11 protein-coding genes are annotated in these 12,179 nt (G+C 58.3%); 3 read left to right on the top strand and 8 right to left on the bottom strand.

Annotation, left to right across the window (positions count from 1 at the left end; genetic code table 11):
- Window positions 1–19 precede the first annotated feature (19 nt).
- Window positions 20–1,012, bottom strand: a complete 993-nt coding sequence (gene moaA, locus BG841_RS02940) for a GTP 3',8-cyclase MoaA (RefSeq protein WP_070056290.1) — start codon at window positions 1,010–1,012, stop codon at window positions 20–22.
- A 428-nt stretch (window positions 1,013–1,440) separates the two neighbouring features.
- On the opposite strand from moaA, the gene BG841_RS02935 reads away from it, so the two are divergent.
- On the top strand, window positions 1,441–1,797 hold the full coding sequence (locus tag BG841_RS02935; RefSeq protein WP_070056289.1) for a YbaN family protein: 357 nt from the start codon (window positions 1,441–1,443) through the stop codon (window positions 1,795–1,797).
- 30 nt (window positions 1,798–1,827) lie between these two features.
- Window positions 1,828–2,265, top strand: a complete 438-nt coding sequence (locus BG841_RS02930; RefSeq protein ID WP_070056288.1) for an RrF2 family transcriptional regulator — start codon at window positions 1,828–1,830, stop codon at window positions 2,263–2,265.
- Here the strand turns inward: BG841_RS02930 and BG841_RS02925 are convergent.
- The 7 genes from BG841_RS02925 to BG841_RS02895 form a co-directional block, all read right to left on the bottom strand.
- Window positions 2,262–3,278 (bottom strand): ArsA family ATPase, encoded by a 1,017-nt coding sequence (locus tag BG841_RS02925; protein WP_070056287.1) that lies wholly within the window; start codon window positions 3,276–3,278, stop codon window positions 2,262–2,264. The two genes, BG841_RS02930 and BG841_RS02925, sit on opposite strands and share 4 nt — an antisense overlap.
- Before the next feature lie 14 nt (window positions 3,279–3,292).
- Window positions 3,293–3,571, bottom strand: coding sequence for a cory-CC-star protein (locus tag BG841_RS02920; protein WP_070056286.1), 279 nt, complete (start codon window positions 3,569–3,571; stop codon window positions 3,293–3,295).
- 122 nt (window positions 3,572–3,693) lie between these two features.
- On the bottom strand, window positions 3,694–5,385 hold the full coding sequence (locus BG841_RS02915; protein ID WP_070056285.1) for a carbon starvation protein A: 1,692 nt from the start codon (window positions 5,383–5,385) through the stop codon (window positions 3,694–3,696).
- Between the two features lie 99 nt (window positions 5,386–5,484).
- Window positions 5,485–6,918 carry a WS/DGAT/MGAT family O-acyltransferase gene (locus BG841_RS02910; RefSeq protein ID WP_070056284.1) on the bottom strand — a complete coding sequence of 478 codons (1,434 nt, stop codon included), beginning with the start codon at window positions 6,916–6,918 and terminating at the stop codon, window positions 5,485–5,487.
- Window positions 6,919–7,079: 161 nt separating this feature from the next.
- Window positions 7,080–8,612: a SpoVR family protein gene (locus BG841_RS02905; protein ID WP_070056283.1), complete on the bottom strand. Its 1,533-nt coding sequence runs from the start codon at window positions 8,610–8,612 to the stop codon at window positions 7,080–7,082.
- Complete coding sequence (locus BG841_RS02900; RefSeq protein ID WP_206744000.1) at window positions 8,609–9,895, bottom strand: YeaH/YhbH family protein; 1,287 nt, start codon at window positions 9,893–9,895, stop codon at window positions 8,609–8,611. Before BG841_RS02900 ends, BG841_RS02905 begins: the two co-directional genes overlap by 4 nt.
- 27 nt (window positions 9,896–9,922) lie before the next feature.
- Complete coding sequence (locus BG841_RS02895) at window positions 9,923–11,845, bottom strand: PrkA family serine protein kinase (protein ID WP_070056281.1); 1,923 nt, start codon at window positions 11,843–11,845, stop codon at window positions 9,923–9,925.
- Between BG841_RS02895 and BG841_RS16810 the strand changes: the two genes are divergently transcribed.
- On the top strand, window positions 11,838–12,098 hold the full coding sequence (locus BG841_RS16810; RefSeq protein ID WP_141737051.1) for a hypothetical protein: 261 nt from the start codon (window positions 11,838–11,840) through the stop codon (window positions 12,096–12,098). The two genes, BG841_RS02895 and BG841_RS16810, sit on opposite strands and share 8 nt — an antisense overlap.
- The last annotated feature ends 81 nt before the right edge of the window (window positions 12,099–12,179 follow it).

Genomic DNA, 12,179 nt, shown 5'->3' with positions numbered 1-12,179 from the left:
CTGCACCGGTGGGGCGTGTTCATCCCCCGGTCATATTCATAAAACGCAAAATCTGTACCTCCCCTTCACTGCTGAAATGGTGACGCTCCGGCTTCAGATCCATCGCATCGATGATCGCTTGCCGCAAATGTCCGTCGTCTTCCGGATACCCCCGCAACACCCGTCGCAAGTCTACCGAGTGCTCGTTGCCCAGACACAACAGCAAGCGACCTTCCACGGTCACGCGTACCCGGTTGCAGGTGGCGCAGAAATTGTGGGAATGGGGGGAAATAAACCCGACCCGGATCGGGCTGTCGGCCATGCGGTAATAACGTGCCGGGCCACCGGTGTCGTCGGTGGTGGGCAGAAGTTCGTGGCGCTGTTCTATGAGCGCGCGCACTTCGTCGCTGCTGCACAGGCTTTCACCGCGATCGTGTGCGGTGATCTCACCGAGGGGCATTTCTTCAATAAAACTGATGTCGACCTGTTTGGCGCGTGCAAACTCCACCAACTCGGTCACCTCATCATCGTTGCGGCCTTTCATGATGACCGTGTTGAGTTTGAGGCGCTTGAAACCCGCGTCACGGGCGGCATCGAGCCCGTCCAGTACCCGCTGAAGGTTGCCGGTGCGGGTGATGGTGCGGAACCGCTCGGCGTCCAGGGTGTCGAGGCTGATATTGAGGCGGTGCAGGCCCGCTTGGCGCAGTGGTTCGGCCAGTCTGGTGAGCTGGTTGCCGTTGGTGGTCATGGCAAAGTCACGCAGCCCTAATGCGCCGATTTCCTCGACCAGCCCGACAATATCCTTGCGCACCAAAGGTTCACCGCCGGTCAGGCGAATCTTTTCGGTGCCAAGGCTCTTGAAAGTGCGCGCCAGACGGGCGATTTCCTCAAGAGTCAGTACCTGTTTCCGTGGTAAAAAAGTCATGTCTTCAGACATGCAGTACACACAGCGAAAGTCGCAACGATCGGTAACCGATAGCCTCACGTAGTCGATGGTGCGGCCAAAGCGGTCGGTTAAAGGAGCTTTGGGCATGTCATATCTCTCTTATTATGTTCAGCATTTGGGCCTCAGTATGCCAGATTTAAACCATCAGGGTGATACCCAGTGGGGAGTACCTTGGAGGAGGGGGCCGCAAACACCAGGAAGGCGGCCGGCGCGGCGCTGATCAATTGACGTTGATCCGGGGCGATTTCCATCTTGATCCTTGCACTTTGCGGGTGTAACTTGAACATGCATTTTGAATGCTCCAATCGAGCCATGCTGTTCTTTATCGTTGCCTTATTGGGGCTGTCTTGCTGGCTTACCCGCTGGCGGAGCAATTTTCGATGCCAATGCAGATCGCGGCCCACCTAGGCACCCTGCTTTTTGCTACCGGCATCAAAATTTCTTATGTTACCCGGCCGGTGTCGTTAAAGTCTCTGGGGCAACCGGTTCATTGAAAAACACAGGGGGCCCGGGCCATGAGGCATAGGGTGTATCGGTTGCTGGCTTACCTGAGTCTGGGCCTGGGCGCAGCCGGGGTGGTTCTGCCGCTCCTTCCTACCACACCCTTTGTGTTGTTCGCGGCCTGGTGTGCCAGTCGCGGCTCGCCGGAGTTCGCCCACTGGCTGGATACTCATCACCGCTATGGGCCAATGGTGCGCAATTGGCGCGACAACAGAGCCGTCCCGACGCGGGCCAAATGGCTGGCCTGTCTCATGTTGTCAATCAGCTGGGTGACCCTGTATATGGGTGGTGCGCACATCGGCCTGTTGGTGTTTCTTGCCGTGTTTTTTTGTAGCCTGGCCGCCTTTTTGGTGTCGCGTCCCCCCCGCTAGGGGGCGATGACCGTTTATTGGAGTATTTGAATGCATATCACTCGATATACCGATTATTCCCTGCGCGTGTTGATGTATCTGGCGGTGCAGGGGGACGGGCTGACCACGATCCAGCAAATCGCCGATGGCTATCAGATCTCCAGAAACCACCTGATGAAAGTGGTGCACCAGCTGAACCTGCAGGGTTATATCGAGACCGTGCGGGGAAAACACGGCGGCATGCGGTTGCGTATGGCGCCGGCGGAAATCAATGTTGGCGCACTGGTGAGGCAGACCGAACAAGACTTCAATCTGGTGGAGTGTTTCGCCGACGGCCAACGGTGCAAAATCACCCCGGTCTGTGGGCTGAAAGGCGTGTTGGCTGAAGCCCTGCAGGCCTTTCTGGAAACCCTGGACCGATACACGCTTGCGGATATTTTACCGCAGGGTCAACAGCCGCAATTGTTGCGGCTGTTGCAGGTCGGCTAAAACTCCCGTGAACCGGTCAACGCCTGGGCGAAAGCCTCCAGTTGCGCCAGCCCTTGCACGTCTTGAGCCATCAGCGGCAACCGGGCCGTGTCGACGCCCGCCAGTTTTTCGGCGATTTCTTCCAGGTGCCGTTGCTGGCGCTCATAACGGGCCGCCCAGAATTCATCGGTGCCCGGCTTGGGCATGATGCGATTCACGATCGCGCCCGCAACCGGGATATTGGCCTCGTTGAGCGAGTCGATCGCCCGCCGGGTTTCCAGGATGGGTAATTTTTCCGGGGTCAGGACAAACAAAAACGCGGTGTGATCGGCATCGTTAAGCGTGCGGCGGGTTCGCTGGAACAGCCGCTGCCGCTTCAACAGGGTTTCAGTCAGCTCTTTGCTGCGCTTGTCCATGCCTTCAGTGGCGTTCCGGGTAGGGTCCTGAAACGGCGTATCCACGCTTTTCGCCGGCGTCAGGTGGGCGAGCGCCTTGCCCAGTTTTTCCGAGCGTTTGTTGTGTTTCAGCAAGCCGTCGGTCCAGGCGGCCATGATCTCCGGCAGTGTGAGCAGACGCAGGGTATGACCGGTGGGCGCCGTGTCGAACACCAGCAGATCGTACTCCTGTTCGCTGTCTTCAATCAGCCGCGCCATGCGTTCCAGAATGGCGGCTTCCTGGGCGCCCGGAGACTGGCTGCTGAGACGCAATTGCCGTCGTAACTCATTGACCTGGTCGGGGCCGGCGTAGCGGCGCATCTGGCGCATCACCCGCTCCAGATAAGCGTCGACCTCTTCCTCCGGATCAAGTTCCAGCGCGTCAAGGTTGGCGGCCATCCGGGTGATCTGGCCGCCAATGTTGCGATCAAACGCATCCGCCAGACTGTGGGCCGGATCGGTGGACACCAGCAAAACCCGCCGCCCCTGATTGGCCGCGGCGAGAGCCAGCGCGGAAGCGGTGGTGGTTTTGCCCACGCCGCCTTTACCACCAACCATAATCAGCTTGCGCTCGGTAAGCAGTGTGGTGAGATTCAACATGACAGACTCCGTCGTTAGCAGCAGCGGAAGTGATCCAGGGGCGAGCGTTCCATGCCCATGCGGGTATGCCAGTCGTGGAAACGCTCCATCAGCAGAGGTTGCAGTTCCAGACAATACCAGCTGGCAGGATTAGGGATGCCCATCATTTCGCTGAACACCAGCAACATGAACAAATCGTCCTCGTCCCGCTGGGCGCGGGCGATGGCGGCCCGGTAGGGGGCATTGTAATATTCGGCTCCGGCAGTGCCGGCCTTGTGATACAGGTATTTCAAGCGGGCGAATACATGCTTCATGAGATGCCCTCTGCCACGGGAGGCGTGAACACGGTTAGAAATAGGGGCGGGGCAAGGCAGTACTGGCCGGGCCGGGGAATGCATTCACCCGGTCCGGCCAGCATCAACACTGACTGCAGCGATCAGACGGCTTCGGTTTCCGTGTCTTCCTCGCCGCGCTCGGTTTTTGCCCGCTTCAGTGCAGAGACACACTCAAGGGTAACCAGGATCGCGGCGAACAAGACCACCAGATCCAGGCCAAGCAAGAACCAGTCGCCCTTGTCGTAGAACCCTTTGAGCTGAATCAGCAGCGCGTACAGCGTCATGGTCAGCACGAACACCAGTGGGGCCAGGGTGAAAAACGTCGGCGAACCGCGGCGTACCAGCATCACCGTGATGACCAGCAAGGTCAGTCCTGCCAGCAGCTGGTTGGTGGTGCCGAACAGGGGCCAGATCAGCAGCCCGCCGGAGCCATCGGCACCGCCGGCGCCAAACGCCAGGGCCAGACAGGTGGTCACCGACAGCAAGGTGGCCGGCAGCGGCTTGGCCATCCACTTGATGTTATAGATTTCACCCCACTCCTGGAAAATATAGCGCTGCAGGCGCAGGCCGGTATCCATGGTGGTGCCCGCAAACAGGGCGGCCATTACGGTCAGCATGGTGGCAGCGACGGCCAGATCCAGACCGGTACCCGCGCTCAGGATAGCGGCGCCGCCATTAACGAAGGCCGATACGCTGCCCTGTCCGAACGAGTGATAGACCGCCTGCCAATCGGCGAGGGAAGCAAACCCGGCTGTGGCGGCGATGATGGCGGCCAGTGCCAGGGCACCTTCACCGGTGGCGCCGAAGTAGCCCACGAAGCGCGCGTCCGTCTCTTTATTGAGCTGCTTGGAGGTTGTGCCGGAAGCCACCAGACCGTGGAACCCGGAGATCGCCCCACAGGCGATGGTCACAAACAGCAGGGGAATCATGGACGGTGTACCGGCCGGCACATCGACGTTGATCATCGGTGCGACCACGGTGGGGTTGGCGATCAGTACCGCCGCGTAAAGGGCGGCCAGGCCCACAAACAACTGCAAACCGTTGATGTAATCGCGGGGCTGCAGCAACACCCAGACCGGCAGCAGCGACGCAATGGCGGCGTACACGAACAGGATGATGATCCAGGCGGCACTGGCCGACAGGCCCAGGGTGCTCTCTGGCAAGGACACGGGTACGGACGGACCGATGTAAATCAGGGTGTACAGGGCAACAACGCCGACAACGGACACCATGAACAGGTTCATTTTGGCGCGGTAGATGGCCTGACCGATCACCAATGCCACGGCAATTGCACCCCAGACGGGCACCACCGCGCTGGGGTTGTTGATCAGCAATCGGGCGATGACCACGCCGAAGACCGCGTTCACCATCAACAGCACCAGGAAGATAACAATAGAGAAGATGGAACGGGCGCGCTTGCCGACCACTTCACCGGTCAGCGTGCCGACGGATTTGGCCCGATTGCGCACACTGGCCCAGATGGCTCCAAAATCGTGGATGCCGGCAAAGAATATGGTGCCGAGGGTGACCCACAAGAAGGCTGGCAGCCAGCCCCAGATAACCGCTATAGCCGGACCGACAATCGGAGCGGCGCCAGCGACAGACGTAAAGTGATGACCCCAGAGTACAAATTTGTTGGTCGGCACGAAATCAATGCCGTCTTCAAATTCGTGCGCCGGAGTACGGAATTGATCACTCAGTTTGAACACCACATGGGCCAGGAACTTGGAGTAAACGAAAAAGCCCAGGGCCATTCCGCCAAGACCCAGGACCATCAGGAGGATTGCGCTCATGAATAGGTACCTGCTAGTTATAGTTGTATAACCGAGTGTAACCGATCAGCACCAGAAATAGCCAGCCGACACAGTGGGTTAGACTAAAGTGTCAAGGGTTCAGGGTAAGGCGGGGGCCGGCACAGGCTCCTGGGTCGGGGTCGGCAGCAACAAGGCTTCCAGTTCGCCCAGAGCTTCGCCGGTGTACACCGCCAGGCGCTGCATGCTGGGCAGGGTATCGCGGCAGCCGGTAAAACCGAAATTCAGTGCACCGGCGTAACTCAGGCAGGTAATGTTGAGCGCACCCCCGTGGGCAATCAGTGACACCGGGTACATGGCTTCCAGTTGTGCGCCTTCGTAATACAAGGTTTGGTGGGGCCCGGGAATGTTGGAAATGGTGACGTTGAAGACCGGTCGCATGCGCCCGCCCATGCCCGACAGCAATTGCAGGATATAGGGCGACATCAGCAACATGGTGTATTGGGTCAGGGCGGTGCGGGGCAGGGCCTGAAGGTGCTCTTTGGCGCGCCGGGTGGAGGTCTTGATTTGTTGCAGGCGTTTCAGCGGGTCGTCTTCATCGGTGCCGAGGGAAGCAATCATGAAACTGATCTGGGTGCCGGTGCCTTCGTCATCGGCCGGCCGGATGTTCACCGGGATGCCTGCGGTCATGGCCGTTGCCGGCAGGTTGTGCTGGTCGAGCAGGAAACGGCGCAGGGCCGTACCGCAAAGATACAATACAATATCGTTCAGGGACGCCTGGCCTGCCTTGGCCAGCTCACGCAGGCGACTCAGTTCATAGTGCTGGGTGGCCAGCCGGCGCTGACCGGTGACCCGCCGGTTCAACGGAGACACCGGCCCGGCGAACGGCGTGGACAGGCTGTCTTCCGGGTGACAGGCTGATTGCACCAGGCGGCTCATCGCTTTCCACAGTTTGGGAGCCATGTCGGCCTGGAGTTTGAGAGCATCCATGGCCTGGGAGAGCGCCGCCGGCACACTTGCCTCACCATCGGTTTTATCCGCGCGGGTTTTATCGACATGCACGGCCCAGGGGGGCGTCATGCCGGTGGCTTCGGGGTCCGTTGACAGCACCCGCTGCATGAGGCGCACGCCGCTGACCCCGTCAATCATGGAGTGGTGCATTTTAGTGTATAACGCGAACCGGTTGTGCTCGAGGCCTTCGACGATGTGACATTCCCATAGCGGGCGGGACAGATCCAGCGGATTGGAGTGCAACCGTGACACCAAAATGCCAAGTTCCCGTTCGCTGCCGGGGGCCGGCAGGGCGGAGTGGCGCACGTGGTACTCCAAATCAATGCGCGCGTCGATCTTCCAGCGGGGAGCGATCAGGCGGCCCAGGGCGCTGGGGTGAGCGAGCTTGTGACACCAGGGCCTGGCCACTTCATCGCATTCCCGCATGCGCAACACCAGGTCCCTTAAAAACGTTTCCGGTGCATGGGGCGGCAGCGTGAAGATTTGCAGGGTACCCACGTGCATCGGTGTGTCTTCCGATTCCACCGCCAGCCAGGCTGCATCCAGTGTTCCCAAACGCTTCATGGGTACTCCTCGTCCGATGGGTGCGGTTGCCGGAGATCCGTTCTCCCGCCGTTATTGTTGTCCAGGTACTGCCCGTCAGTATACGCAACAAAACACCGCACCGGGAAACGCGCGCGCAGAAGTCGGATCAGGGCCCGCCCGGACGGGGCTGCAAGGTTGGATCAGGAGTCGCCGTTTTTTTTGGGTGGGCAGTGATACGACTGCACGACCACACCGTTATCGACGCTTTCCAGGTGCACGTCAAACCCCCACAGCCGGTGAACGTGGCGCAGCACCTCATCGGTGTCCTCATCCAGGGGAACACGGTCAATGGGCACGTGTCGCAAGGTGAGCGAGCGGTCCCCCCGCAGATCGACACTCCACGCCTGTATATTGGGTTCGCGGTAACTCAGGTTGTACTGGCGGGCGAGCTTTTCACGCAGCGGCTTGTAACCCGGCTCGTCGTGTATGGCGGTGACCCGGTACACGTCTTCCTGGTCGTCGTCTTCAATGGCGAACAAACGCAGATCCCGCATCAGTTTGGGCGAGAGAAACTGTTGGATGAAACTCTCGTCCTTGAAGTTCTTCATGGCGAAATGCAGGGTGTCCAGCCAGTCGGTTCCGGCGAAGTCTGGGAACCACTCGCGATCCTCGGCGGTCGGGTGTTCACAGATCCGGCGCAGGTCCGAGTACATGCTGAACCCCAGGGTGTAGGGGTTGATCCCCGAATACCAGGGGCTGTTGAACGGAGGTTGGTACACCACGGCAGTATGGCTCTGCAAAAACTCAAGCATGAAACCATCGTTGACCAGACCTTTCTCATACATGCGGTTGAGCAGGGTGTAGTGCCAGAAGGTGGCCCAGCCCTCGTTCATCACCTGGGTCTGCCGTTGCGGGTAAAAGTACTGGGCCAGTTTGCGCACAATACGAATCAATTCCCGCTGCCAGATCTCCAGTAACGGGGCGTTTTTTTCAATGAAATACAGCAGGTTTTCCTGGGGCTCTTCCGGGTAGCGCTTGCTGCGCCGCTGCAGCTCCTCTTCGTCCGTTCCCGGTTTTGGAATGGTGCGCCAGAGGTCGTTCAGTTGCAGTTGCAGGTACTCTTCGCGCTCTTTTTGCCGCCGCTGTTCTTCCGCCGCCGAGATCGGTGCCGGGCGTTTGTAACGGTCCACGCCGTAGTTCATCAGCGCGTGGCAGGAGTCGAGGATTTCCTCAACGGTTTCCACACCGTAGCGTTCTTCGCATTCGGCCACATAGTTCCGCGCAAACACCAGATAATCGATGATGGCGCTGGCGTCGGTCCAGGTCTGAAACAGGTAGTTGCCCTTGAAGAACGAGTTGTGTCCAAAGCAGGCGTGGGCCACCACCAAGGCCTGCATCGGCAGAGTGTTCTCTTCCATCAGGTACGCAATACAGGGGTTGGAGTTGATCACTATTTCGTAAGCCAGCCCCATTTGCCCGCGCTGATAGCCCCGGGAAGTGGACAGAAACTGTTTGCCGAAGGACCAGTGGTGATAGCCCACGGGCATGCCCACGGAACTGTAGGCGTCCATCATCTGTTCGGAACTGATCACCTCGATTTGATTGGGGTAAGTGTCCAGCCCGAACTCTTCGGCGCACTGTTCGATGGCCTCCACGTAATCCCGGATCAGATCAAAGGTCCATTCGGACCCGCTGGAGATGGGGGTGCGCTCGGGGTTAAGCGTTTCGGTCATGCGGCTTTCCTCTCAAACAACTGGCGGAATACCGGATAGATCTCGCCTGGATCTGCGATTTGCTGCATGGCAAAGGATGACGGGAAGGAGGTCATGATTTTCTCATATTCGTACCAGAGCATCTGGTGATCCTGCGGGGTGATTTCCACGTAGGCAAAGTACTGCACCAGAGGCAGAATTTTATTGGTCAGCAACTTGCCGCAGATGGGGGAATCGTCATTCCAGTTGTCGCCGTCAGACGCCTGGGCGGCGTAAATGTTCCACTCCGAAGGAGGGTAGCGCGATTCGATGATGTCGTGGGTCAGTTTGAGGGCGCTGCTGACGATGGTGCCCCCGGTTTCCCGGGAGTAGAAAAACTCTTCCTCGTCAACTTCCTTGGCACTGGTGTGGTGGCGGATGAACACCACATCGATTTTTTTGTAGTTCTTCTTCAGGAACAGATACAGCAGGATGAAAAACCGTTTGGCGATGTCTTTGTGCATCTGGGTCATTGAGCCGGAAACATCCATCAGGCAGAACATCACCGCGCTGGTGGCGGGTTGCGGTTGCTTCTCGTGCTGCCGGTAGCGCAAATCGATCTCATCGATGTACGGAATGCGGCGCAGGTTTTTTTTCAGACGGTCGATTTCTGTCTCCAGCGCCTCGATCTGATCCTTGTGGCTGAAGGCCTCATCCAGATTGGGGGGGGCCGCCTTGAGGGCCTGCAGCTGCGCTTCCAGTTCGCGGATCTTGCGCCGCCGCGCGCCCCCCAGTGACAAGCGGCGGGCGTGGGAACCGCGCAGTGAGCGCAACACGTCCAGTCTGGCCGGTACCCCCGAGGTGGAATAACCGGCGCGCACATATTTGAAGGTTTCGGTGTCTTTGAGTTTCTTGCGAGCCAGATTTGGCAACTCGAGGTCGTCAAACAGAAACTCGAGAAACTCCTCTTGGGTAATCTGGAAGGCGAACTCATCCATGCCTTCGCCGTCCGGGCTGGCCTGGCCGCCGCCCTGTCCCTGACCGCCCCCCTGCGGCTTGGGCATGGTGTCGCCGGCGACAAATTCCTGATTGCCCGGGTGCACCATTTCCCGGCGGCCGCCCTGACCGTGATGGAAGACCGGTTCCTGAATATCCCGGGCCGGAATGCTGACGCTCTCACCATGCTCGACATCCGTGATCGAGCGCCGCTGCACGGCGTCGGCTACGGCCTTCTTGATGTGTTTGCGGTAGCGGCGTAAAAACCGCTCCCGGTTCACGGCACTTTTATTCTTTCCGTTCAGTCGTCGGTCGACAATGTGGGTCATACCCATAGCGGCGCTCCGGTTGCATCATTAATGAGACTTGCGAACCCGCAGATACCACTCGGCCAACAGCCGTACCTGCTTCTCGGTGTAGCCTCGATCGACCATGCGCTCAACAAACTGTTTGTGCTTGTTCTGATCTTCCTGGCTGGCCTTCGGATTGAATGACACCACCGGCAGCAGGTCTTCGGTGTTGGAGAACATTTTCTTCTCGATCACGCTGCGCAGTTTCTCGTAGCTGAGCCAGGACGGGTTGTTGCCCTGATTGTTCGCCCGGGCGCGCAGCACAAAGTTGACCACCTCGTTACGGAAGTCTTTCGGGTTGCTGATACCGGCCGGTTTCTCGATTTTTTCCAGTTCATCGTTGATGGACGAGCGGTCCAGAATTTCGCCGGTTTCGGGATCGCGGTATTCCTGATCCTGAATCCAGAAGTCGGCGTAGGTGACGTAGCGATCAAACAGGTTCTGCCCGTATTCGCTGTAGCTCTCCAGATACGCGGTCTGAATCTCTTTGCCGATAAACTCGACGTAGCGGGGCGCCAGGAACTCTTTGATGAAGCGCAGGTAGCGGTCCTGCAGCTCGCTTGGGAACTGCTCCTGTTCGATCTGTTTTTCCAGTACGTACAGCAGGTGCACCGGGTTGGCCGCGATTTCGGAGTTATCAAAGTTGAACACCTTGGACAGAATCTTGAAAGCAAAGCGGGTGGACAGACCATCCATGCCTTCGTTGACCCCGGCCGCATCGCGATACTCCTGGATGGATTTGGCTTTCGGGTCGGTGTCCTTGATGTTCTGGCCGTCGTAGACCCGCATTTTTGAGAACACGCTGGAGTTTTCCGGCTCTTTGATCCGAGACAGCACCGAGAACTGGGCCAGCATGTTGAGGGTGTCCGGCGCACAAGGGGAACCGGCCAGGGAACTGTTACGGAGCAGCTTCTGATAGATCTCGATCTCTTCGGTGATGCGCACGCAATAGGGCACCTTGACGATGTACACCCGGTCGAGAAACGCTTCGTTGTGTTTGTTGTTGCGGAACGTCTGCCACTCCGATTCGTTGGAGTGGGCCAGAATGATGCCATCAAAAGGCACCGAGCCCATGCCTTCGGTGGTGTTGTAATTGCCTTCCTGCGTGGCCGTCAGAAGTGGGTGCAGTACCTTGATGGGTGCCTTGAACATCTCCACGAATTCCAGCAGCCCCTGGTTGGCGCGGCACAGGCCACCGCTGAAGCTGTAGGCGTCCGGGTCATCCTGGGAGTAGTCTTCCAGCATGCGGATATTCACCTTGCCCACCAGCGCGGAAATGTCCTGGTTGTTGTCGTCGCCGGGCTCCGTTTTGGACACGGCCACCTGGTCAAGAATGGATGGGTAGCGCTTCACGACGCGGAACTGGCTGATATCGCCACCGAACTCGTGCAGCCGTTTGACCGCCCAGGGAGAAATGATCGAACCCAGGTAACGGCGCGGGATGCCGAATTCTTCTTCCAGTATCGGCCCGTCTTCAGCGGGGTCAAACAGCCCCAGCGGGGTTTCATTGACCGGCGAGCCTTTGATGGTGTAGAAGGGCACTTTCTGAATGAGCTTTTTGAGCTTTTCGGCCAGCGAGCTTTTACCCCCGCCAACAGGTCCGAGCAGGTACAGAATCTGCTTCTTCTCTTCGAGACCCTGGGCAGCGTGGCGGAAGAACGACACAATGTTTTCCACCGCCTCTTCCATGCCGTAAAACTCGGAAAACTCGGGGTAGCGCTTGATCACCTTGTTGGAAAAAATACGCGACAGCCGTGCATCCCGGGAGGTATCGATCAGCTCCGGTTCGCCAATGGCAATCAACATGCGCTCTGCGGCCGTGGCGTAAGCGGCTGGATCCTGTTTGCAGATCTCCAGGTACTCCTCCAACGAATACTCTTCCTCCTGAGTCGAGTCATACCGGTTTTTGAAGTGGTGCACTATGCTCATGATGACCCCTCGCTGCAGTAACAATCGTTATTTTGTGCCTTGCCTGTTGTTCCTCGTTGCTTCGCCAATCCATGTGGCGATCTGGTTTGTTATTGGTTTAAAAACATGGAGCTGGCGCACCTTTCTAAAACGCTGTGGTGGCTCAGCGGCTGATATTTTCAGCTTAGTCCAGACTTTGCAGCTTGGACAGGCCGGTTTGAGCTTTGTTTCATTACGGCGATTATTAGGTTGCGCTCGTTGCCCTGTTGATTAGACTTAACGCGAAACAACGATGAACACTCGACGAAAAAGGGCACCAACGTGGCATCCATCAAGCGAAAAATTCGCGCGCTAA

It is taken from the genome of Marinobacter sp. X15-166B (assembly GCF_001752365.1).
Lineage (GTDB): Bacteria > Pseudomonadota > Gammaproteobacteria > Pseudomonadales > Oleiphilaceae > Marinobacter.
The sequence above is the reverse complement of the archived record's forward strand: the minus strand, read 5'-3'. Positions and strand labels throughout refer to the sequence as shown.

Bases quoted from the DNA above. Each gene is read 5' to 3' on its own strand.
- moaA (WP_070056290.1), bottom strand. From the start codon at position 1,012: ATGCCCAAAGCTCCTTTAACCGACCGCTTTGGCCGCACCATCGACTAC.
- BG841_RS02935 (WP_070056289.1), top strand. From the start codon at position 1,441: ATGAGGCATAGGGTGTATCGGTTGCTGGCTTACCTGAGTCTGGGCCTG.
- BG841_RS02930 (WP_070056288.1), top strand. From the start codon at position 1,828: ATGCATATCACTCGATATACCGATTATTCCCTGCGCGTGTTGATGTAT.
- BG841_RS02925 (WP_070056287.1), bottom strand. From the start codon at position 3,278: ATGTTGAATCTCACCACACTGCTTACCGAGCGCAAGCTGATTATGGTT.
- BG841_RS02920 (WP_070056286.1), bottom strand. From the start codon at position 3,571: ATGAAGCATGTATTCGCCCGCTTGAAATACCTGTATCACAAGGCCGGC.
- BG841_RS02915 (WP_070056285.1), bottom strand. From the start codon at position 5,385: ATGAGCGCAATCCTCCTGATGGTCCTGGGTCTTGGCGGAATGGCCCTG.
- BG841_RS02910 (WP_070056284.1), bottom strand. From the start codon at position 6,918: ATGAAGCGTTTGGGAACACTGGATGCAGCCTGGCTGGCGGTGGAATCG.
- BG841_RS02905 (WP_070056283.1), bottom strand. From the start codon at position 8,612: ATGACCGAAACGCTTAACCCCGAGCGCACCCCCATCTCCAGCGGGTCC.
- BG841_RS02900 (WP_206744000.1), bottom strand. From the start codon at position 9,895: ATGACCCACATTGTCGACCGACGACTGAACGGAAAGAATAAAAGTGCC.
- BG841_RS16810 (WP_141737051.1), top strand. From the start codon at position 11,838: ATGCTCATGATGACCCCTCGCTGCAGTAACAATCGTTATTTTGTGCCT.
- BG841_RS02895 (WP_070056281.1), bottom strand. From the start codon at position 11,845: ATGAGCATAGTGCACCACTTCAAAAACCGGTATGACTCGACTCAGGAG.